The sequence below is a fragment of the Stenotrophomonas sp. NPDC077461 genome, from assembly GCF_049545475.1.
Taxonomy (GTDB): domain Bacteria; phylum Pseudomonadota; class Gammaproteobacteria; order Xanthomonadales; family Xanthomonadaceae; genus Stenotrophomonas; species Stenotrophomonas nematodicola.
Map to the genome: position 1 here is coordinate 57,638 of NZ_JBMWDO010000006.1, position 20,643 is coordinate 78,280.

Annotated in this window: 19 protein-coding genes and 1 pseudogene; 4 read left to right on the forward strand and 16 right to left on the reverse strand. The window is 67.4% G+C overall.

The window, feature by feature from the left end; all coding sequences use genetic code 11:
- The first annotated feature begins 319 nt into the window (after window positions 1-319).
- Both ACPEH8_RS12020 and ACPEH8_RS12025 read left to right on the forward strand, forming a co-directional pair.
- Window positions 320-2,431: a DUF4357 domain-containing protein gene (locus ACPEH8_RS12020; protein WP_017356769.1), complete on the forward strand. Its 2,112-nt coding sequence runs from the start codon at window positions 320-322 to the stop codon at window positions 2,429-2,431.
- Window positions 2,432-2,786: 355 nt separating this feature from the next.
- Window positions 2,787-2,894, forward strand: a pseudogene (locus ACPEH8_RS12025) (tetratricopeptide repeat protein); the annotation flags it as partial.
- Between the two features lie 87 nt (window positions 2,895-2,981).
- Here the strand turns inward: ACPEH8_RS12025 and ACPEH8_RS12030 are convergent.
- The 7 genes from ACPEH8_RS12030 to glnA all read right to left on the reverse strand — a co-directional run bounded on the left by ACPEH8_RS12030 (window position 2,982) and on the right by glnA (window position 9,611).
- Entirely contained in the window at window positions 2,982-3,332 is a 351-nt protein-coding gene (locus ACPEH8_RS12030; RefSeq protein ID WP_017356768.1) for a VOC family protein, read from the reverse strand.
- Complete coding sequence (locus tag ACPEH8_RS12035; RefSeq protein WP_166472437.1) at window positions 3,329-3,877, reverse strand: hypothetical protein; 549 nt, start codon at window positions 3,875-3,877, stop codon at window positions 3,329-3,331. Before ACPEH8_RS12035 ends, ACPEH8_RS12030 begins: the two co-directional genes overlap by 4 nt.
- Before the next feature lie 65 nt (window positions 3,878-3,942).
- Entirely contained in the window at window positions 3,943-5,103 is a 1,161-nt protein-coding gene (locus ACPEH8_RS12040; RefSeq protein ID WP_166472436.1) for a murein transglycosylase A, read from the reverse strand.
- A gap of 59 nt (window positions 5,104-5,162) precedes the next feature.
- Window positions 5,163-5,909, reverse strand: a complete 747-nt coding sequence (locus ACPEH8_RS12045; RefSeq protein WP_423666876.1) for an N-acetylmuramoyl-L-alanine amidase — start codon at window positions 5,907-5,909, stop codon at window positions 5,163-5,165.
- Window positions 5,910-6,105: 196 nt separating this feature from the next.
- Window positions 6,106-7,536, reverse strand: coding sequence for an ammonium transporter (locus ACPEH8_RS12050; protein WP_136006745.1), 1,431 nt, complete (start codon window positions 7,534-7,536; stop codon window positions 6,106-6,108).
- An 18-nt stretch (window positions 7,537-7,554) separates the two neighbouring features.
- Window positions 7,555-7,893 carry a P-II family nitrogen regulator gene (locus ACPEH8_RS12055; protein ID WP_026070924.1) on the reverse strand — a complete coding sequence of 113 codons (339 nt, stop codon included), beginning with the start codon at window positions 7,891-7,893 and terminating at the stop codon, window positions 7,555-7,557.
- A gap of 308 nt (window positions 7,894-8,201) precedes the next feature.
- The gene (gene glnA / locus ACPEH8_RS12060) at window positions 8,202-9,611 is read right to left on the reverse strand and encodes a type I glutamate--ammonia ligase (RefSeq protein WP_136006747.1); all 1,410 of its coding nucleotides are present in this window, start codon (window positions 9,609-9,611) and stop codon (window positions 8,202-8,204) included.
- Between the two features lie 221 nt (window positions 9,612-9,832).
- Here glnA and ACPEH8_RS12065 point away from each other — a divergent pair, with 221 nt between their 5' ends.
- Complete coding sequence (locus ACPEH8_RS12065; RefSeq protein ID WP_017357051.1) at window positions 9,833-10,627, forward strand: undecaprenyl-diphosphate phosphatase; 795 nt, start codon at window positions 9,833-9,835, stop codon at window positions 10,625-10,627.
- Between the two features lie 65 nt (window positions 10,628-10,692).
- Window positions 10,693-11,538: an META and DUF4377 domain-containing protein gene (locus tag ACPEH8_RS12070; RefSeq protein ID WP_017357052.1), complete on the forward strand. Its 846-nt coding sequence runs from the start codon at window positions 10,693-10,695 to the stop codon at window positions 11,536-11,538.
- Between the two features lie 48 nt (window positions 11,539-11,586).
- On the opposite strand, the gene ACPEH8_RS12075 is transcribed toward ACPEH8_RS12070, so the two are convergent.
- The 9 genes from ACPEH8_RS12075 to ACPEH8_RS12115 form a co-directional block, all read right to left on the reverse strand.
- Entirely contained in the window at window positions 11,587-12,198 is a 612-nt protein-coding gene (locus tag ACPEH8_RS12075; protein ID WP_136006749.1) for a YbhB/YbcL family Raf kinase inhibitor-like protein, read from the reverse strand.
- A gap of 10 nt (window positions 12,199-12,208) precedes the next feature.
- On the reverse strand, window positions 12,209-14,278 hold the full coding sequence (locus tag ACPEH8_RS12080; protein ID WP_136006751.1) for a tetratricopeptide repeat protein: 2,070 nt from the start codon (window positions 14,276-14,278) through the stop codon (window positions 12,209-12,211).
- 85 nt (window positions 14,279-14,363) lie between these two features.
- The gene (locus ACPEH8_RS12085) at window positions 14,364-15,356 is read right to left on the reverse strand and encodes a YheT family hydrolase (protein ID WP_026070676.1); all 993 of its coding nucleotides are present in this window, start codon (window positions 15,354-15,356) and stop codon (window positions 14,364-14,366) included.
- A gap of 57 nt (window positions 15,357-15,413) precedes the next feature.
- The gene (locus ACPEH8_RS12090; protein ID WP_017355484.1) at window positions 15,414-16,205 is read right to left on the reverse strand and encodes a lysophospholipid acyltransferase family protein; all 792 of its coding nucleotides are present in this window, start codon (window positions 16,203-16,205) and stop codon (window positions 15,414-15,416) included.
- 181 nt (window positions 16,206-16,386) lie between these two features.
- On the reverse strand, window positions 16,387-16,824 hold the full coding sequence (locus ACPEH8_RS12095; RefSeq protein ID WP_166472434.1) for a hotdog fold thioesterase: 438 nt from the start codon (window positions 16,822-16,824) through the stop codon (window positions 16,387-16,389).
- A gap of 26 nt (window positions 16,825-16,850) precedes the next feature.
- The gene (locus ACPEH8_RS12100) at window positions 16,851-18,890 is read right to left on the reverse strand and encodes a phospholipase D family protein (protein WP_262071519.1); all 2,040 of its coding nucleotides are present in this window, start codon (window positions 18,888-18,890) and stop codon (window positions 16,851-16,853) included.
- Window positions 18,887-19,441, reverse strand: coding sequence for a YceI family protein (locus ACPEH8_RS12105; RefSeq protein WP_051008581.1), 555 nt, complete (start codon window positions 19,439-19,441; stop codon window positions 18,887-18,889). The genes ACPEH8_RS12100 and ACPEH8_RS12105 overlap by 4 nt, the downstream gene beginning before the upstream one ends.
- 42 nt (window positions 19,442-19,483) lie before the next feature.
- Window positions 19,484-19,960 (reverse strand): SixA phosphatase family protein, encoded by a 477-nt coding sequence (locus tag ACPEH8_RS12110; RefSeq protein WP_017355480.1) that lies wholly within the window; start codon window positions 19,958-19,960, stop codon window positions 19,484-19,486.
- 15 nt (window positions 19,961-19,975) lie between these two features.
- Window positions 19,976-20,608: a ParA family protein gene (locus ACPEH8_RS12115; RefSeq protein ID WP_166472431.1), complete on the reverse strand. Its 633-nt coding sequence runs from the start codon at window positions 20,606-20,608 to the stop codon at window positions 19,976-19,978.
- Between the last annotated feature and the right edge of the window lie 35 nt (window positions 20,609-20,643).

Sequence of the window (20,643 nt, forward strand, 5' to 3'; positions counted from 1 at the left end):
ACCGATCGTTGCCGCGGCAATCCGGTTCGGCCGGTGCGTCCGCTGAGTCTCGCCCTTCAAGGAACCAATTGCGCTCCCCCCTGGTGCCTACGGCATACTCTGCCCACCTGAAGGATCTGCTGCGCACAGGGAAGCGCGCGCATCAGATACAGCATTGATTGGCCAAGCCGTTTATCGGGACTTTCGCCCCAGCTCAGTCGCGGCTCTGAACGACGCCTCTCCCCCAGCTTGCCCTTCAGGTGCTCGGATGCATCTTCAAGGGCGGCGCGCGTCCAGTCCAGGGCACTTCATCCTCGCCAGATCTCGACTCCACGGACCTATGTCGCACACACTGACCGCCAAAGAACAGTCGCTCTCCCGCATCTTCAGCGCTGACTACGTTTTCCATATTCCCGGGTATCAGCGGCCCTATTCATGGGGCACCGAACAAGCCAGAGAGCTCATTGATGACCTGATTGCGGCCCTGTCACTTGCCCCCGAGAGCCTTGGCGATTCAACGCCATACTTCCTGGGAAGCATCGTTCTCATCAAGCCGGAGTCATCGACGGAAGCGACTGTAGTGGACGGGCAGCAGCGCCTGACCACGCTGACTCTGCTGCTCTCCGCCATCCGGGCGACGGTGGCTGACGACGTTGTTCAGAATGAGATCACCAGCTGCATCTATGAAAAAGGCAGCGTTGTGAAAGCAACCCAACCTTCCTATCGCCTGTCACTGCGAGATAGGGACCGGGAGTTCTTCCGTACGTACGTTCAGCATGAGGACGGCCTGATCCGGCTTGTATCTCTGAATGACCAGCTCCCGGACGCGCAGGACCGACTGCGGTCCAACGCCAAGGTATTCATGACGGAGCTATCGAAACTGTCGCAGAGCGATCTCGTACGACTCGTCCAATTCATCATCACTCGCTGCTATCTCGTCACCGTGGCGACGCCGGACCTGGACTCTGCATATCGGATCTTCGGCGTTCTCAACAGCCGCGGACTCGACCTGAGTGCGACCGACATCCTGAAGGCCGACATCATCGGCCAGATCGAAGAATCCCTACGTGACGATTACACGCGGAAATGGGAGAGCAAGGAGGAGGATCTCGGCCGCAGTGAGTTCGGGGATCTGTTCAGCCACATTCGAATGGTTTACCGAAAATCCAAACCTCACGGAACACTCCTCAAGGAGTTCAAGGAGCACGTGCTTACTGCGCACTCTCCCCGCCCACTTGTGGACGAGGTCATCATTCCCATGGCTGAAGCGTTCTCGGAATTACGGGATGCGGTGTACACGAGCACCCAGCATGCCGAAAAGGTCAACGAGCACCTCACGTGGCTGAATCGACTTGAATTCAACGACTGGGTTCCGCCGGCCCTGCGGTTCTTCGTACTTCACCGAAACGACCCGGGGCTGGTGCTCGATTTCTTCCGTGACCTTGAGCGTCTCAGCTACTCGATGCTGATCCGGAAGATTGGGCCGAACGGCCGAATCGAACGATTCTCCGCGCTGACCACAGCCATTGAATCGCAGATGGATCTCTTCGATGTGTCCTCCCCGCTGCAGCTTTCTGCCGAGGAGCAGCATCTTACCTACACAGCGCTCGACGGCGCGATGTACGACACACATTCCTCCCGTGCTCTTGCTTTGCTGCTCCTGCGACTCGACAGACTCATGTCGGATGCCACCGCGACGTATCTGCACAACGTTGTTTCCGTCGAACATGTCATGCCTCAGCAACCCGCACCCAACAGCACATGGGCGGTATGGATGCCTGACAAAGCAGACCACCAGCGCTGGGTCCATCGACTCGGCAACCTCGCACTGCTCAGCAGGAAGAAGAACAGCTCTGCGAGCAACCGAGATTTCGGATGGAAGAAGTCAAGCTACTTCACGAAGGGGGGGACCTCAGCATTCGCCCTTACGACCGAAGTACTTCAGCATGCGGACTGGACGCTCGAAGTGTTGGAAAAGCGTCAGGCCAGAATGGTTGGTCTGCTTGAATCCCATTGGCGTCTGCAGGGCCGAAGGAGCAAGGAAGAGTTGGGCAAGGAACTTCTCCGACTGCTTGAGGGCGACGGAAGCTCCATCGTGTTTGAGATTTCCGGCTCACGCAGCGGTATCACCGCACAGGCAAAGCAGCGCCCGGACAGCTTCACGGTATTGAAGGGTTCGCAGGCAAGACTGAACTGGACCGGCAAGAGCCACGCCTACGAGCAGCTGCGTCTTGAGCTTCAGACCGGCGGCGCGCTGTCACCGTCCGCCGATGGTACCCACCTGGTATTCATGACGGATGTCGATTTCTCCAGCCCAAGTGCGGCGTCCGCAGTGGTGGTGGGAAGGGCAGACAATGGACGGACGACCTGGCGGATAAAGGGGAGCACCATCACGTATGGCGCATGGAAGGATAACCAGCCCGCCAACCAAGCTGCCGAAGAGGTCAGCTGACAGAGTTGCTCTGTTCGGGAGAGCGCTTGAGCGCTTCGCGTCTGAACGAACTGTGGCGGTTGGGCACGCGCCTTGTCTGGTGATGCGCCCAGCGCCACGGTGCCAACCCACATCGCTGCGCGGCATGGGCAGCACGTGTCGATGGCGTTCATCCAGATCCGCTGCCTGCGTCCGGCGCCGCACCAGATCAGCGTGACCATGCTGAGCAATTACTGGCAGCGCGCGTTGGTCGTGGCGCTGGGCAGGAAGCTGAGGGAGGTGCTCAACGGCAAGCCGATACAGCCGGCAGCCTCGCCTACCGCGAGGTGTCCTCGAATGGGGCACGGCGCAGTACCCGGACTCGGCCAATGCGCACGACAGCCTGGGCGAAGCGTGCCTGGCGTCGGGGCGCATGGACGAGGCACGCCGCAGCTACGAAGCCGCGTTGAAGATCGAGCCAACCAGCACCAGCGCACTGGCCGCACTGGCCAGGATCAACAGCGGTACCCCACCCCGTCCCGCTGACTGCCCCGGGCGTCGCGCGCGCAGCGCGATGGCCGGTGATGCGTGCTCACACGTGCTGAAGGAGGTTGACCAGCCGCCCCAGCGGATCGCGGACGTGGAACCGCCGCACGCCCCAGGGTTCATTGGCCGGGCCGTATGCCAGCGGGATGCCGGCCTGGAGCACCCTGCGCAGCGCTTCGTCCAGGTCATCCACTTCGATGGAGAGATCGGGCACTGCAGTGCCCGAGCCCCCTTCCGAGGCGATGCTGAGCTGTACGGCCATCGTGTCGTCGCCGGCGTAGGTGCGGATCCAGCCGTGGTCCATCGCCACGTGCAGCCCGAGGATGTCGCGGTAGAACCGGTCGGCGAGCGCAGGATTGGACGCGTGCAGGTTGGCCACGATGCGGGTCACTTTCATGGTGTGCTCCGGGCCTGCATCCGGCGGGCCATGAGCACCTCCACCGAATCCACCTCGGCCAGCTGCGCGCGCACCGCGTCGGCCACTGCAGTGAACCGGCGCCGCTGGATCAGGTAGCTCACCACGAACACCGGCAGCATCAGCAGCATCGGTGCCGCGCGCGGGATCATGGCGCTGGCCAGCAGAATCGCCAGGGTGATCAACAACGCATTCCAGTTGTCCAGGCCGACGACCCGCACCTCGTTGCGCCGGGTGTCCACCGCCACCAGACCACGCATCACCGGGTAGTAGCGGCGCGCAAAGGAAATAAAGAAGCTCTCGCGGAAGGCGATGCGGCCATCCGGCAAGGGACGGAAGACCAGCGGCAGCCATGTTTTGTTGGTGACGTCGCGTTCTAGGGCGTTCAGCGCAAGGCGGGAGCGCAGCGCCGCCGGCGCGGGAACGCGCGCAGTGAAGGCGACGATGCCGACGCCAAAGTACCAGGGCACCCACGCAAGCTGAAGGACGACTTCGATCAGGAGCAGTGCGATCAGGGCAAGGGCCATCGATCATCCGCGACAGTGGGCGTTGTCTGGCCAGCATACCCCGGCGCGCCGGAGGGGCGCGGCGATCAACCGCCGCCGGGGCTGGGAAGCGCCACGCCCTTGGGCCACAGCAGCCACAGGCGGCCGCTCTGCTTCATGTGCCCGGCCAGCGCGCCGGCGGCATCACCGGTGCCCCAGAACAGGTCCGCGCGCACCTCACCGGTGATGGCACCGCCGGTGTCCTGCGCGGCCACCGGCCGCACCAGCGCCGCCCCATCCGGACGCGTGGTGGACAGCCACAGGAGGCTGCCCAGCGGCACCACGCTGCGGTCCACCGCGACGCTGTAGCCGGCCGTGAGCGGCACGTTCAATGAGCCGCGCGGGCCCTCGTCGCCGTCGGCACCCTTGGCGAAGAACACGTAGCTGGGGTTGCTGGCCAGCAGCTCGGGCACCCGCGTCGGATGCGCGCTGGCCCACGCTCGGATGGCGTCCATGCTGACCGCGTCCTTGGCCAGTTCGCCCTGCTCCACCAGCCAGCGGCCGATCGGGCGGTAGGGATGGCCGTTCTGGTCGGCGTAGGCCAGGCGCAGATGCCGGCCATCGTCGAGCTGGACGCGTCCCGAGCCCTGTATCTGCAGGAACTGCAGGTCCATCGGGTCGGTGAGCCAGGCCAGGATCGGTGCGTTGACGCCATGCGCCGCAATGCGTGCGGCGTCATCGTAGGGTTTGAGCACGCGGCCCTCGACGCGGCCGCGCAGGCGCTTGCCCTTGAGTTCGGGGTAGACGCTGTCCAGCTGCACGCTGACCATGTCCGCCGGCACGCCGTACACCGGTACGGTGGCGCGCGCGGTGCGGGTCAGGCTGCCCGCATAGATTGGTTCGTAGTAGCCGGTGATCAGGCCCTCGGTGCGGTTGCCGGCGGCACGCAGGGCGTAGACATCCAGGCTGTTCTGCAGGAACGCGCGGATGGCGGCCGGCGTGGCATCCACGTGACCCGCCGCCACACAGAGGGGCGCCCACGCGGCATCGCCCTTCAAGCGCGGGCAGGCGCTGCGCCACGCCGCGAAACCCGCCTTCAGGTCGGTGTCGGACACCGCAGGCAACGCGTTCCAGTCGGCTTTGGCGTAGGTGCTGGCAGGTGCGGCGCCGGGGCGGGCGTTCTGGACGGCGCAGCCGGTCAGCAGAACCGACGCCAGCAGGATCGTGGCGCTACACAGGCGTGCGGCGATGCGGCGCGGGGCCTTCATGGGCGGTATTCGTGTGGCGACTGCAGGGAGGCAATTGTAGGGGCGACGGGGAGTCGGCTCTACCGCGCCTGCTGCAGCAGTGAATGCAGGATGCGGGCGTCGTCGGCATCGAGCGTGGGCGGCAGGTCGTCGCGGCCGCGGAACCGGCGATGGAAAGCGCCTGCGGCCGCATCGCGATCGTCGAGCGGGTAACCGAAGGCCTGCAGCGCCAGCCACGGATCGAACCCGGCCGGTGCGGGGCCGTCGGCGTCGCGCGGCCAGAGGCCGAAACCGGCCGCAGCCAGTTGCTGCCACGGGAAGAAGCGGCTCGGGTCCTGCTTGCGCGCGGGCGCGAGATCGGCGTGCGCGATGATCTGGCTGCGCGGGATATCCAGGCGGGTGCACAGGTCGTCGAGCAGACGGATCAGGGCCGCGATCTGGTCGGGCGCGAACGGGCTGCTGCCGTCGTTGTCGATCTCGATGCCGATCGAGGTGGAGTTGAGGTCGGTGAGGCCGCCCCAGCGTCCACTGCCGGCATGCCAGGCGCGGCGGTTGTCGGCGACGAGCTGGTAGATGTGGCCATCGGCACCCACCAGATAGTGCGAACTGACCCTGCCGCCGCTGTTGGCGGTCCGCAGGGTGTGCAGGCTCTGCTGCACGTTGTCCTGGTCGGTGTGATGCAGAACGATGATGACCGGGCCGCGCGCGTTGTGGTTCGGCGATGGCACCCAGGTGGCGAGCGGGCTGCGCAGGTCGGTGGGTGTGGTAGCGCAGCCGGCGAGCAGCAGGAATGCGAGCAGCAGGAGGGGCGCGCGGAGATTGGGCATGGGGGGATTGTGGCAAAAAAATGGCCGGGGGTCCTTGCGGGACCGCCCGGCCAATACAGCTTCTCTCTCTCGTTTCTTGTTTCTTCCTGTGCCGGGCAGAGCCCGGCACTACGGGATGGTTCGTTGCCGGGCAGAGCCCGGCACTACGTCATGCGTCGGCGCGGGGTCACGTGGACTGCGCGCGCGTGCGAGGCCGTCAGGCTTCGTACGCAGATTCGCCGTGCGAGGTGACGTCCAGACCGGTGCGTTCTGCTTCCTCGCTCACGCGCAGGCCGAACACCATGCGCACCACCAGCAGGATCGCCACGGTCACTACGGCGCACCAGACGATGGTGAAGCCGACGCTGACCAGCTGCACCCAGACCTGGTGGCCGATGTCGAGGTCGGCCTTGGTGCCGCCCAGCGACTGCGCGCTGAACACACCGGTGAGGATGGCGCCGACGATGCCGCCGATGCCGTGCACGCCGAACACGTCGGCAGTGTCGTCCACGCGCAGTAGACGCTTGAGGCCGGTGACGCCCCACACGCAGACCACGCCGGCGACCAGGCCGATCACGATCGCGCCGAGCGGGCCCACGGTGCCGCAGGCCGGGGTGATGCCGACCAGGCCGGCCACTGCGCCGGAGGCCGCGCCCAGGGCCGACGGCTTGCCCTTGCTCACCGCTTCCACCAGCGTCCAGCCAAGCACCGCTGCGGCCGTGGCGAGGATGGTGTTGATGAAGGCGAGCGAGGCGACGGTATCGGCAGCGGCGGCCGAGCCGGCGTTGAAGCCGAACCAGCCCACCCACAGCAGCATCGCGCCGATGTAGGTGAACGGTACGTTGTGCGGCTTCAACGCGGTCTGGCCGTAGCCGATGCGCTTGCCGACGAAGTACGCGCCGACCAGGCCCGCCACGCCGGCATTGATGTGCACCACGGTGCCGCCGGCGAAGTCGATCGCGCCCATCTCACCCAGATAGCCGCCACCCCAGACGATGTGCGCCATCGGGATGTAGCTCAGGGTGAACCACAATGCCGAGAACAGCAGCACCGCTTTGAACTTGATGCGTTCGGCGAAGGCGCCGACGATCAGGGCGGTGGTGATGCCGGCGAAGGTGGACTGGAAAGCGACGAACAGATAGTCCGGCAGGCCCTTGATCGGCGTGTTGCCCACCGAATCCGGCGCGAAGCCTTTGAGGAACGCGAACTCGGTGAACGAGCCGAAGAAGGCGTTGCCCTGGCTGAACACCGCGCTGTAGCCGTAGGCCACCCACAGCATCAGCACCAGCGAGAACACCACCAGAATCTGGCTGAGGATCGACAGGACGTTCTTGGACCGCACCAGGCCGCCGTAGAACAGGGCCAGGCCGGGCACCACCATCAGCAGCACCAGCAGCGTGGAGGTCAGCATCCAGGCCACATCGCCGTGATCGAAGGCGGGCGCGGCCGCGGCGGCCACCTCGGCGACCGGCACCGCCTGCGCGGTCGCGAGCGGCTCGACGGCGACGGTTTCCGACGGCGCCGGGGTGACCTGCGCCTGCGCATGCGCCTTGCCGGAGAACGCGCCAACGGCCAGGGCGCTGACCAGCATCATCAGGCACACGGCATGGAACCGGGCTTGCCACCCGGTGAACAGAGAAGTCTTCATTGGGGGCTCCGAAGGGGGTTAGAGCGCGTCGGCGCCGATTTCGCCGGTGCGGATGCGGACGACCTGCTCGACCGCGGTGACGAAGATCTTGCCGTCGCCGATCTTGCCGGTGCCGGCCGCGTTCTGGATCGCTTCGACCACCGCGTCCAGCCGGTCGTCGGTGACCACGGTTTCAATCTTGATCTTCGGCAGGAAATCCACGACGTACTCCGCGCCGCGATACAACTCGGTGTGGCCCTTCTGGCGACCGAAACCCTTGACCTCGGTCACGGTGATGCCCGACACGCCCGCATCGGAGAGGGCCTCGCGGACCTCGTCGAGCTTGAACGGCCGGATGATGGCGGAGATCAGTTTCATGCGCATATCCCGATGGTGGATGGAACCGGCCCGCGCGTGCAGGCCGATGTCAGGTCGACCGGCGGCCACTTGCACATGGCCGCTGGTCGTTGCGCCGAACGTTGCATGGGCCACGCCAGTGCCGACACCCACGAAGGGCGGCGCCAGCGGTGACGCGGGAGGGAGGAAGGGCCCATGCGCGTCCGGTCTCTCTTGCCCCTGGTGAAACGTGTTGCGTGCGATGTGGCTCCCCAGCCACGCCGCATTTTTGCAAAGCGGCGACGACGACGAAGGTGGGAGGGAAGTCCTTCGTCATCGTCGCCAGGTGCTCAGTTGGCGTAGTACATCTGGTATTCGAGCGGATGGGTCGCCGCGCGGAAGCGGGTCACTTCCTGCATCTTCAGCGCGATGTAGCCGTCGATGAAGTCGTCGCTCATCACGCCGCCGGCCTTGAGGAACTCGCGATCCTTGTCCAGCGCTTCCAGGGCCTGGTCCAGCGAGGAGCAGACCTGCGGGATCAGCTTCTCTTCTTCCGGCGGCAGGTCGTACAGGTCCTTGTCGCTCGGTGCGCCCGGGTCGATCTGGTTCCGGATGCCGTCCAGGCCGGCCATCATCAGCACGGTGAAGGTCAGGTAGCCGGACTGGATCGGATCGGGGAAGCGCATTTCAATGCGGCGCGCCTTCGGGTTGGACACCCACGGAATGCGGCACGAGGCCGAACGGTTGCGGGCCGAATAGGCCAGCATCACCGGCGCTTCGAAGCCCGGGACCAGGCGCTTGTAGCTGTTGGTGCCGGCGTTGGTGAAGGCGTTGATGGCCTTGGCGTGCTTGAAGATGCCGCCGATGTACCACAGCGCCATCTGCGACAGGCCGCCGTAGCCGTCGCCGGAGAACAGGTTGACGCCGCCCTTGGACAGCGACTGGTGCACGTGCATGCCACTGCCGTTGTCGCCGACGATCGGCTTGGGCATGAAGGTGGCGGTCTTGCCGTTGCGGTGGGCGACGTTCTTGATCACGTGCTTCATGCGCAGCAGCTCATCGGCCTTCTGCACCAGGGTGCTGAACTTGGTGCCGATTTCGCACTGGCCGGCGGTGGCCACTTCGTGATGCTGCACTTCCACTTCGATGCCGACCTGTTCCAGCGTCTTGCACATTTCAGCGCGCAGGTCGTGCAGCGAGTCGGTCGGCGGGACGGGGAAGTAGCCGCCCTTCACCGCCGGACGGTAGCCGCTGTTGGCGCCGTCGTACTTGTCGCCGGTGCTCCAGGCCGCTTCTTCGGAATCGATCTTGAAGAAGGTGTGGCCCATGTCGTTGGCGAAGCGCACCGAATCGAAGATGAAGAACTCCGGCTCCGGACCGAAGAAGGCCTGCTCGGCGATGCCGGAGGACTTCAGGTAGGCCTCGGCGCGCTTGGCGATGCCGCGCGGGCAGCGGCCGTACGGCTGCATGGTGGCCGGGTCGAGGATGTCGCAGCTGATCACCAGGGTCGGGTCGGCATAGAACGGGTCGATGTAGGCGCTGGCCGGATCCGGCAGCAGGACCATGTCCGACTCATTGATGCCCTTCCAGCCGGCGATCGAGCTGCCGTCGAACATCTTGCCTTCTTCAAACAGGGCCGGCTCCACGATGCCGACCGGGAAGGTGACGTGCTGCTCGATACCGCGCATATCGACGAAACGCAGGTCGACGAACTCGATCTGGTTGTCCTTGATCAGCTTCTCAACATTTTCCACGGACATCGGTGAAACCTCGGATGGATGATTGCGTACTTGGATAGAGCAATCGGCGTGCCAACTTTTTTCGCGAGCTAACCCCATGATTTCATTGAACGCCCGCCCTGCTGGCGGCTGAACCGTGCGCACCATAACGGTGCAATGGCCGCACCACGCACACATTTGGTGCGCGGTTTGATGTTCTATGCTCTACCGCGATTTCACCCTTTCCGAGCCCCAGCCCGCCGATGTCCGACCTGCTCTCCGCCCTCCTGTTGGGCATTCTCGAAGGCCTCACCGAATTCCTGCCGATCTCCAGCACCGGCCACCTGCTGATCGCCCAGCACTGGCTCGGCGCGCGCTCGGACTTCTTCAACATCGTCATCCAGGCCGGTGCGATCCTGGCCATCACGCTGGTGTTCCGCCAGCGCCTGTGGTCGCTGGCCACCGGGCTGCACCAGCGTGACAACCGCGACTACGTGCTCAAGCTCGGCACCGCGTTCCTGGTCACCGCCGTGGTCGGCCTGCCGGTCCGCCTGGCCGGCTGGGAACTGCCCGAGACGGTCACGCCGGTGGCCTGGGCGCTGATCATCGGCGGGATCTGGATGATCCTGGTGGAAGCGCGCGCCGCGCGATTGCCCGATCGCGATACGGTCACCTGGAAAGTGGCGGTGCTGGTGGGCCTGGCCCAGGTGGTGGCCGGCGTGTTCCCGGGCACCTCGCGTTCGGCTGCGGCGATCTTCATCGCCATGCTGTTCGGGCTCAGCCGCCGCGCGGCCGCCACCGAGTTCGTGTTCCTGGTGGGCATCCCGACCATGTTCGCCGCCAGCGCCTACGCATTCCTGGAACTGGCCAAGGACGGCAAGCTCGCCACCGAGAACTGGACCGATGTGGGCGTGGCCTTCGTTGCCGCGGTCATCACCGGCTTCGTCGTAGTGAAGTGGCTGCTGGGCTACATCAAGGGCCACCGTTTCACCGCGTTCGCGCTGTACCGGATCGTGCTGGGCGCCGCGCTGTTGCTGTGGTTGCCGGCTGGCAACTGAACAGACCCGCCGCGCGACAACCCCGTTTTCCACGCCCCGGCGTTTTTCCCCTGGTTCCCAAGGAGATGTGCATGAACCGCAACCGCAACCTGATGCTGATCCTGCCGCTGGCCCTGCTGGCCGCCTGCAGCAACCCGTCCGCCACCGCACCTGCCGGTACCGGCGGCGATGACCTGGCTCCGGCCCCGACCGCCGCAGCCGATCAGAAGGCCGTTGCGGCACTGGACGCGCAGCGCCTGCAGGGCAACCACTGGCGCCTGGACAGCGCCACCGATGCCAGCGGCAAGCGCGTGGATGCGCTGTTCGCCCGCGAGGACAAGCCGGTCACGCTGGACTTCCAGGATGGCCGCATCGCAGTGAGCAACACCTGCAACCGCATGGGCGGCAGCTACACGTTGGCCGACGGCACGCTGACCGTGTCGCCGATGGCCTCGACCATGATGGCCTGCACCGACAAGGCGCTGATGGCGCTCGACCAGGCCATCGGCAGCCGCCTGGAAGGTGCGCTGAAGACCGAACTGGCTGGCGAAGGCCAGCTGACCCTGCGTACCGCCAGCGGCGACGTGCTGGTGTTCACCCCCGAGCCGACCGCCGAAACCCGCTACGGCGGCCCGGGCGAGACGGTGTTCCTGGAAGTGGCCGCGCAGACCAAGCCATGCTCGCACCCGCTGATCCCGAACATGCAGTGCCTGCAGACCCGCGAAGTGGCCTTCGACGACAAGGGCCTCAAGCAGGGCACGCCGGGTGAGTTCGAGAACTTCTACGGCACCATCGAGGGCTACACCCACGAAGATGGCGTGCGCAACGTGGTGCGCGTGAAGCGCTACAAGATCGCCAACCCGCCGGCCGACGGTTCCTCCGTCGCGTATGTGCTGGACATGGTGGTCGAGTCGGCGAACGAGAAGAAGTAAGGCCGCCGCAGGGGAGGTGCCGGCCTGGGGCCGGCACCTGTCCGTGCTTCAGGCCAGCGCGGGATTGAGCGTGTAGGTCCCGTGCAGCGCCGCTTCGGCCAGGATGTGGCCCTGCATCGCACGGTGCACATCGGCAGCGGTGAACGGGGTGGGCAGCGCGAGCTGCGCCACGTCCAGGGCGAACACGCGGAAGAAATACCGGTGCACGCGCTCGTCGTTGAACGGCGGGTACGGGCCGTCATAGCCCAGGTACTGCCCGGCCATGTCCGGGTTGCCGGCAAACCAGCCGGTGAAGTCGTTCAGACCCTGGCGTGCGCCCGGCGGACCGGCCGGGGCCACCTTGCCCTTCACGGTGAACCCGTCGCTGCAGCTGCCTTCGGCGAGCTCACGCACGTCGGCGGGGATGTCGGCCATTGCCCAGTGGGTGAAATCGCCGCGCGGCTGGTCGCGCGGCACGGTGCAGTCGGATCGGCCGACCGTTTCGGGCACGGTCGGCACGTCCGGATCGATGCACAGCAGCGCGAACGCGCGCGTGCCGGCCGGGACATCGTCCCAGGCCAGGTGCGGGTTGCGGTTGCCGGCGAAACCGTGGGCGTCGCCGGCCGCGAAGGTCGCGGCGATCGGCTGGCCGTTGATCAGGCTGTTGCTGGTCAGATGCATGGGATCGTCCTCACTCTTCCGGGTAACCCAGACGCACCGCCACCGGGGTGAGCAGGGCGAACGCGCTGGCCATGATGTCGCGGTACTGGCGCCAGTGGCCGGGCGGCAGGCGTGCCGGGCCGAGGGTGTCGGCCGGCGGGAAGCGCACGCCGAACAGCGTTTCCAGGCGGTGTGCCATCGCGCCGGCATCGTTGCCGATGTCGTCGATGCGCAGCAGCACATGCGGGTACAGGCTCTGCTCGTGCAGCGTGGCCACCTGGGCCAGTGCGCGGGCCAGCCATTCGGCGGCTTCGTTGAGCGAGTTCACCGCGAACGGTGCCGGGGCGCCGAAGGCCATCCAGTCCAGCAGCATGTCGCGCGGATCGCGCAGTGCCACCAGCAGGCGGCCTTCCGGCAGCTGCGGACGCAGTGCCCACAGCAGGGCGTTGTCCCACCACAGCAGCCAGTCGATCACGGTGCCGTCGGCCAGGCCGCGCGCGGGCAGGGTTTCACGCCACTGCTCGACCAGACGCTCCGGGGTCAGCTTGCCGGTCGAGAGCTCCTGCAGCGTGTGGTAGCTCTGGAAGGCATCGTCGGGCGGGGTCGGGCCGAACCGGTCGCCGCGCAGCACCGGGCTGGCCGCGGCGATGCCGGCGATCACCCGCTCCACGCCGGAGCCCGGGGCGCCCCACACGAACATCGGGCGGGCGCTGACGTCGTCTCCCACTGGCGCCAGATCCGGCCAGCTCAGCGGCGCCTTGGCCTGCGGCGGCAGCGGCAGACGCTGCGGCGACTGCGCCGCGTGCACGCCCAGCCAGGTGTCGAGCGCGTCACGGTGCTGGCCGGCACGGTCCTGCACCGCGCCCAGCCACGACCGCAGGCCATCGCGGGCCTCGGCCGGGGCCTGTTCGATGAACTGCTGGACATGCACCACGGCGGCGGCCGGATCGCGCTTCAGCAGCGCTTCGACGATGCGGGTCTCGCCGCTGGCACGGCCGGGTTCGAGCGCGACGATGCGGCGGGCCACCGCCTCGGCGCCGTCCACGTCCTTGGCCATGTCGTGCAGGCGCATGCGCGTTTCCAGCGCCGGCAGATGCACCGGCATCGCCTGCAGCCAGCGTTCGGTGACCGCCACGGCCTCATCGCTGCCCACCGACTCCACCGACAGGCGCGCCAGCCACAGGTCGTGCACCTCCGGGTGCGATTCCAGCGCGGCGTCCAGATGCTCGCGGGCCTGCTGTTCGCGGCCAAGTCGCTGCCAGCACATGAGCAGCAGCTGCAGCACCTGGCGGTCCGAGGGAGCCTGCTCCAGTGCGGGCAGCAGATGCTCCAGCGCCTGCAGCGGTTGCCCGGACTGCAGCGCCAGTTCGCCGGCCAGGCGGCGCATGGCCACGCTGTCACCGCCCGGGGCGGCCAGCATCGGGCCCATCATGGCCGCCGCGCTGTCCACGTGGCCCTGGCGCAGCGCCAGCTGCACGACCAGGCCCTGCAGCGTGGTCAGCGTGGGATTGAGTTCAAGCACGCGGCGGAACGCCTGTTCGGCGAAGGCCAGCATGTCCTTGCCCAGGTAGGCAAAACCGAGCGCGTACAACACGCGCGAGTCGCCCGGCATGGCTTCGCTGGCGGCCGACAGCAGGGCCAGGGCACGGTCGCCCTCGCCACGGCGCAGCGCCACCATGCCGTTGATGGCGGCCACTTCAGGGTGGTCTTCCTCGATGCGGCTGGCCAGGCGCGCCAGGCGCTCGGCTTCGTCCACGTCGTTGCGGCCCAGCGCCAGGTGGGCCTGCATCAGGTAGGCCGACAGTTCGTTGGGGTTGAGCGCGGCAGTGCGGTCCAGCGCCGAGCCGGCGGCCTCGAACTGACGCAGCGCCATCAACAGGCCGGCCTGCATCAGGTGCAGGTCGGCATCGTCCGGGGCCAGCGCCAGCGCCTGCTGCAGGCTCTCCAGGGCCGGTTCGAGCTGATCCTGCTGCTGCAGCGCCAGGGCCAGCAGGCGATGGGCCTGCGGCTGGGTCGGTTCGGCCGCGGTCCACTCGCGGGCCAGCTGCACGGCATCGTCCACCGCGTTGCGGCGCAGGGCTTGAATGATCTTGTCTTGCATGACGGTCCAGCTTGGGGTCAAACCCCGATTGTAGGGTCGCGCCGGGGTCGCTGCCGACATTCCGGGCGATCGGCCGGCTCCGGGCTCAGCGCGGCAGCGCTTCCAGGCGCAGGCGCTGGGCGACCCAGCGCTCGGAGAAGCCATCGCCGCGCCAGTTCTCCAGGAAGCCGCAATGGCCGCCCCACGGGGCGATTTCCAGGTGGGCGTGGGCCGGCAGTCGCCAGCCGTTGAAGGTGGCGAACGGGATCACCGGGTCGTCCTGCGCCATCAGGATGTCGGCCGGCACTTCCAGCCCGGCCAAGCGGTCGCCGGCGATGGAGTAGCCGTCGAAGTACGCCTGCAGCGAGCCGAAATCGGTGTGGTGTTCGACCAGCCATGCGGTCAGCGCGCGGATGTCCAGCTTGAGCACGCGGTCATCCCAGTCGCTCAGCTCCGGGAAGAGATCGCGCTTGCGGCGCAGCGAACCGGCCCATTTGCGCCGGAAATACCAGTCGTACATCGCCGGACCGTTCTCGATGCTTTCCATCGTGATCGCCGGATCCAGCACCGGGCACACCGAGGCCACCCGCCGCAGCGGCACGCCCGCCGAGGGCGCACGCAGCGCCAGACGCAGCACGAAGTTGCCGCCCAGCGAATAGCCCGCCGCCACCAGCGGCAGGGAGGGCCAGCGCCGCGCGATGTCGCCGGCGGCCTGCACCACTTCATCGATGCGGTTGGAGTGGAAGATGCCGGGATTGAGGTGATGGGTGTTGCCGTGGTCGCGGAAGTTCAACCGGACCACGTCGTACCCTTCCTCGAGCATGCGCGCGGCGGTCATGCGCATGTAGCTCGACTCCGCGCTGCCTTCCCACCCGTGCAGCAGCAGCGCCATGCCGACCGGCTCGCGGTCGTCGATGCGGCTGTGCCAGCCCTGCAGTCGCACGCCTTCGCCGCCATCCAGGATCAGCTCTTCAGTCACCGCCCCGGTCGCGGCCAGCAGCATCAGGCCGCGCTGCATGCGCATGCGGCTGGAACTGAGCATCGACTGCAGGTGCGGATTGCGCAGCCAACGCGGCGGACGGTAGTCGGCAGCGGTCAACATGGGCGCGAGCCTGCTCCGGCCTCCGACGCTGGCGCGTGAAGAAGCGCCATCGCCCTACTCGGCAGTCATGGCCGCCAGAATGCGCGCACGCGAGGTTTCGGCGATGCGGCGACGGCCGTCCAGATCATGGGTGTCGATGGGCGCGAGGAAATGCACCTCGGCCCGGCGTGCGGGTTCGCCCAGCAGGCGCAGGAAATTGGCGAAGAAACTCTCGCCGGGGCCGAAGGCGACAATCGTCTGCGCATCGCCGTGATGGCCGTAGCGCAGCGCCACCGGCTGCACCGGCACCTGGGTTTCGACCGCGGCCTGGAAGATGCGCGCATGGAACGGCCCGACATCGTGGCCGCCGCGGGTGCGGCCTTCGGGGAACACGCCGACGGCATGGCCCTCGCGCAGCCGGACCACCATCGCCTGCATCACCCCGCCCAGCGACTCGGTACTGCCGCGCTGGTGGAAGATGGTCTGGCCGCGTGCGGCGAGCCAGCCGACCACCGGCCAGCCGGCGATTTCGCGCTTGGCCACAAAGCCCATCATGCGCTGGCTGTGCAGCATGGAAATGTCGACCCAGCTGACGTGGTTGGCCACGAACAGCACCGCGCCCGGCAACGGCTCGCCGATGCGGCGCGTGCGGAAGCCGAAGATCCACATCAGGCCGCCGGACCAGGCGTTGACCACCGCATGTTCCAAGGGACGGCCACCCACGCGGAGGCGCCCCCACGGCGGCAGCATGCCGATCAGGGTCAGCGGCAGGAACAGCAACAGGTGGACCAGCAGCAGCGGTACGCGGTACAGGTAGCGGCACACACGCGCCACGCCGCCACGTGGGGCCGGGGTGGGGGAAGTCATCCGCGAACGATACCCGAGCGCCGCAGGCTCTGCCAGCGTATAGCGGTCAGATCGATGACATGCCGGGGCCAGCCGCCGGCCCCGGTCAAGCCACTGCCCATCCACGGCACAACGCCCCCGCCGTCAGTGCGCCGGCGCACTGAGCCGACCGGCGCAACACAGCATCCGTGCGGTGCGTCGATCAGCCCGGCCGTACCGCCGGCACCACCGCCAGGGTCAGCCGCGACGTGCACACCAGGCGACCCGCGTCATCTTCGATGCGGATGTCCCACACATGCGTGCTGCGCCCGACATGCACCGCGCGCGCGGTACCGGTGACGAGGCCGCCGCGCATCGCACGGATGTGGTTGGCGTTGATCTCCAGGCCGACGCAGACCTGCTGGGTGGTGTCCACGCACAGGTTGCCGGCACTGCTGCCGAGGGTTTCGGCCAGCACCACCGAAGCGCCACCGTGCAGGATGCCGTACGGCTGGCGGGTGCGTTCGTCCACCGGCATGGTGGCGCTGACCCAGTCCTCGCCGGCCGCGGTGAACACGATGCCCAGGTGCTCGATCAGGGTGTTGCGGCTCAGCGCGTTGAGTGCCTCTATGGACACTGTCTCGCGGAATACCTGGGTCATGCCGTGTCTCCGTCAGACGTAAGCGTTCAAAGAATCGGTACCAGCCCCGCGCCGAACGCGGTCAGCATGCGCACCAGCAGCCACTTCGGGCCGACGTTGACTTCGGGGAAGTCGCCCACGGCGGTGTAGCACGCGTGGAAGTTGGCGTCCTGGCGGGGCAGCGGCCGGGGGCAGTCCGGACCGGGCTGGAATTCGTAATCGGTGGCGTAGCGCCACGGCCAGAAATCCAGCACGGGCAGCGCCTCGGAGGCCTTGCCGACGCTGTAGTTCAGGCCGGACAACACCGGCGGCTTGGCGCGCGGTGCCACCGTCCAGGAGTTCTTCGGGTCGATGTCGCGCAGGATGCTCTGGGCAAGCTGCTCGGCGAACACCGGGTCGTCGATGATCACCGCGCCTTCGGTGTTGTAGTTCTCGCTGCGCGGATCGAAGTTGTGCGTGCCGATCACGCCGATGCGGCGGTCCACCACCATCGACTTGGCGTGCAGCCCCATGCGCGCGCCGGTGCGGGTGACCGGCAGCGGCTTGTTGACCGCCTTGGTGCCCAGGAACGAAGGACGCGTTTCGGCGCGCAGCACGCGGCGCTCGACCTCGCTGCCGTCGGTACCACGACGGCGGCCGCTCGGGCTGCTGTCGCGGGTGCCGTTACGACGCGCGGTGATGCTGCGTTCACTGCTGCTGCCGCTGCTGCCACCGTGTGCGTTGCTGCCGGCCGCGCTGCCACCGATCAGGCTGCTGCGCCGGCCTTCACCGGGCGTGGCTTCGCCCAGCGGTGCCGGCAACAGGTTGCGGTAGTCCACCGGCGCATCCAGCGGGAACGGCTTGTATTCGTAGATGTTGAAACCCAGCTCGCGCAGGTTGCGGCGTTTGTACTTGTAGGACAGCGCGTACACGATGGGGTTGTCGGTGGCGGCCAGGCTGTTGGTGGACACCACGATGCGCGGTGCCTGCGGCCGCTTGCGCAGCTCGCGGAACAGCGTCCGGGCCGGCTTGGACAGCACCAGGTAGGGTGTCTGCAGCAGCACTTCGGACCGGGCGCCGGCAATCAGCGCATCCAACTGCGGCTCGGTCACGTGCTGGCCGTTGGCCGGTTGGCTGGCGCGCTCGCGGCGGTGCTTGCGTGGCAGGTCGGCCACGTACTGGACCGCCGCCACCGGCAGGGCGGTATCGACGAATGTGCGCGTGATGAAGGCCGGGTCGTCGGCTTCGGCACTCACCCGCGCGACCCGCTCCGGACGCCGGAAACCGGTCGGCGGCATCGCCGGCACGCCCTGTCGCAGCAGGGTGCGGCCGACGTCGTTCAGGCGCTCGGCCGGCACACTGCGTGGCGCGCGCCAGAACGCGTCGAAGTTGGCCGCCATCTCGCGCACTTCGGGGCCGGCGACCACCACGTCGCGATCGCGGAAGTTGTACTCGGCGTCCCAGTCGTAATAGTCGTCCTGGTAGTTGCGCCCGCCGACCATGCCGAGCGCGTCGTCGACCACCAGCAGCTTGTTGTGCATGCGCTGGTTGAAGCGCCGGAAGCAGCACAGCACGCTGCCGGCGTAGTCGAAGTAGTTCAGCCGCGCCTTGCCGAAGGTCGGGTTGTAGACGCGCAGTTCGAAATTCTGATGGCTGCCGGCAAGCGCGCCGAGGATCTCCAGGTCGGAGATCGCCGACAGCTGGTCGATCAGCACCCGCACCTTGACCCCGCGCCGGGCCGCGCCCAGCAGTTCGTCCAGGATCAGCCGGGCGCTGTCGTCCTTGTCGAAGATGTAGGTCTGCAGGTCGATGCTGCGCGAGGCGCTGCGGATCAGGTTCAGGCGCGCCACCAGCGAGGCCTCGCCCTCGTCGACGATGGTGGCGTAGTGGCGCGGTGCATCGGGCAGGGACTCGGCGAACGCCCGCCCGCCCAGCGCGCGCAGCGGCGAATCCAGCGCGCAGCGGTCGGGGCGGTCGCAGTCCACCGCCGTGGAGCGCGCCTGCACGGCAATGCCGGCCGCGCGGTCGCGCTCCGCGTTGGACAGCGACGCACAGCCGCCGGCCAGCAACAGGGTTGCCAGCAAACCAAGCCGCAGCAGTAGATTCACGGTTTCGGCGCCTCGCTCAGACGCGCACGCAATACAAAGGTCACTCGATCACTCAGGGCTAGCTGCCAACTGTCCATGCCATAGCGGCCACGTTGGACGTTGCCACGGCTGACCACGTCGCAATCATACCCGGCCCGGGGGCATTCGGCTTTTTCCACGCGCAGGGTCTCCGGGTGGCTGACCCCCCGCAGGATCAGCCGGCCTTCGATGGCCCCGCCCTTGTCGACCACCTCGGGCCAGTACGGCACCGAGTCGAACTCCACCACCGGGTAGCGGTCGGCGTCGAAGAACTCGTCGCCGCGCATCCAGCCGGTGTAGCGCGGCTTGCCGGGGATCTCCACGTAGCGGGTGAACATCCGCAGGTGGACCTGGTGACGACCGTCGGACAGTACCTCGATGCGCCCCTCAAACCGCGGGAACACCCCCTCGATGCGCTGCCCCAGCCGGGTCCGGATCTCGAACCCGAACCGCGACTGGGCCGTATCCAGTGCCAGCGAACGGGCCACGGGCACCGGTGCCGGCGGTTCGGCACAGGCCACCCCGGCCGCCAGCAGGGCCAGCCAGCCCAGTACGGCGCGAACTGCTGCCACCGGTTACGGCCACCAGAAGGCGGTCAAGCGGGCCACGCCCGGTTCGATGGAGGCCTCGCGGTCGAAGGCAAGCACCGCGATGCCGGCCGGCGGCATGCCGCGGTAGTCGCTGGTGCTGCCCTCGCTCATCAAGGCCACCAGGCGCTCCAGGCCGGGGTTGTGGCCGACCACGAGCAGCCGGTCGACCTCGCGGCGGTCATCGATCAACCCGGCCAAGGTGCCCGGGGTGGCGTCGTATACGGCATCTTCCAGCCGCTTTTCCACGAAGCCGGTCACGCCCAGCACCGCTTCAAGGGTCTCGCGGGTGCGGCGGGCCGGCGAGCACAGCACGCAGTCCGGCAGCAGATTGTTGTCCTTGAGCCAGCGGCCGGCGGCCTCGGCTTCGGCCAGCCCGACCGGAGACAGCGGGCGGTCCAGGTCGGCCTGGCCGGTGCTGGCGGCTTCGGCATGGGCATGGCGCAGCAGAATCAGTTCTCGCATGGGATCTCTTCCGTATCAGGCGTTCTTCAGCCACTTCAACAGCGGCTCCCAGTCACTCTGGTGCTCGCGCACCTGGGCCGAGCGGTAGTCGAACAGACTCCGCCCCAACCCGACCATCACCACATAGCTCTGGCTGTCGCGCAACTGCGCAATCACCTCGTAAGGCCATTCGGACAACATCTGGATCGCCTGCTGGGAGGTCTGCGTCCACGGCTTGGTGCGGTTGAGCACCAGCCCCACCGGCAGGCTCCGGTTGTGCACGCGGGGGACCCGCGACAGGCTGTTGAGGAAACCGACGATGGCTTCGATGTCCAGCGCGGAAGGCAGCACCGGCACCACCACCGCATCGGCCACGTCGAGGAAATGGGGCAGATCATCGGCCAGGGCACCGGCCGGGGCATCGATGATGACCTGCTCGGTACCCTCCGGGAGCAGGCGCTCCCACTGCTTCCTGCGATACACGTCGATCGGCAGCACGGCACTTTCGAGCACCGAGCGGCGCTGCGCCCAGCGGGTGCTGGAGCCCTGCGGGTCGGCATCGGCCAGGACGGTCCGTTTACCCTCCAGCGCCGAATGCGCCGCCAGGTGGGTGGCGACGGTGGTCTTGCCCACCCCGCCCTTGGAACCGGCCACCAGAATCGTCTTCATGCAAGCCTCGCTTCCGGGAAACGTCGCCGCAGCGT

What these genes read in the sequence shown, in the direction of transcription:
- ACPEH8_RS12055 (WP_026070924.1), bottom strand. Translation starts at nt 7,893, where the DNA reads ATGAAACTGATCTCCGCCATCATCCGGCCGTTCAAGCTCGACGAGGTC.
- ACPEH8_RS12040 (WP_166472436.1), bottom strand. Translation starts at nt 5,103, where the DNA reads ATGAAGGCCCCGCGCCGCATCGCCGCACGCCTGTGTAGCGCCACGATC.
- ACPEH8_RS12115 (WP_166472431.1), bottom strand. Translation starts at nt 20,608, where the DNA reads ATGAAGACGATTCTGGTGGCCGGTTCCAAGGGCGGGGTGGGCAAGACC.
- glnA (WP_136006747.1), bottom strand. Translation starts at nt 9,611, where the DNA reads ATGTCCGTGGAAAATGTTGAGAAGCTGATCAAGGACAACCAGATCGAG.
- ACPEH8_RS12110 (WP_017355480.1), bottom strand. Translation starts at nt 19,960, where the DNA reads ATGCGAGAACTGATTCTGCTGCGCCATGCCCATGCCGAAGCCGCCAGC.
- ACPEH8_RS12050 (WP_136006745.1), bottom strand. Translation starts at nt 7,536, where the DNA reads ATGAAGACTTCTCTGTTCACCGGGTGGCAAGCCCGGTTCCATGCCGTG.
- ACPEH8_RS12035 (WP_166472437.1), bottom strand. Translation starts at nt 3,877, where the DNA reads ATGGCCCTTGCCCTGATCGCACTGCTCCTGATCGAAGTCGTCCTTCAG.
- ACPEH8_RS12070 (WP_017357052.1), top strand. Translation starts at nt 10,693, where the DNA reads ATGTGCATGAACCGCAACCGCAACCTGATGCTGATCCTGCCGCTGGCC.
- ACPEH8_RS12020 (WP_017356769.1), top strand. Translation starts at nt 320, where the DNA reads ATGTCGCACACACTGACCGCCAAAGAACAGTCGCTCTCCCGCATCTTC.
- ACPEH8_RS12095 (WP_166472434.1), bottom strand. Translation starts at nt 16,824, where the DNA reads ATGACCCAGGTATTCCGCGAGACAGTGTCCATAGAGGCACTCAACGCG.
- ACPEH8_RS12090 (WP_017355484.1), bottom strand. Translation starts at nt 16,205, where the DNA reads ATGACTTCCCCCACCCCGGCCCCACGTGGCGGCGTGGCGCGTGTGTGC.
- ACPEH8_RS12030 (WP_017356768.1), bottom strand. Translation starts at nt 3,332, where the DNA reads ATGAAAGTGACCCGCATCGTGGCCAACCTGCACGCGTCCAATCCTGCG.
- ACPEH8_RS12045 (WP_423666876.1), bottom strand. Translation starts at nt 5,909, where the DNA reads ATGCCCAATCTCCGCGCGCCCCTCCTGCTGCTCGCATTCCTGCTGCTC.
- ACPEH8_RS12080 (WP_136006751.1), bottom strand. Translation starts at nt 14,278, where the DNA reads ATGCAAGACAAGATCATTCAAGCCCTGCGCCGCAACGCGGTGGACGAT.
- ACPEH8_RS12065 (WP_017357051.1), top strand. Translation starts at nt 9,833, where the DNA reads ATGTCCGACCTGCTCTCCGCCCTCCTGTTGGGCATTCTCGAAGGCCTC.
- ACPEH8_RS12075 (WP_136006749.1), bottom strand. Translation starts at nt 12,198, where the DNA reads ATGCATCTGACCAGCAACAGCCTGATCAACGGCCAGCCGATCGCCGCG.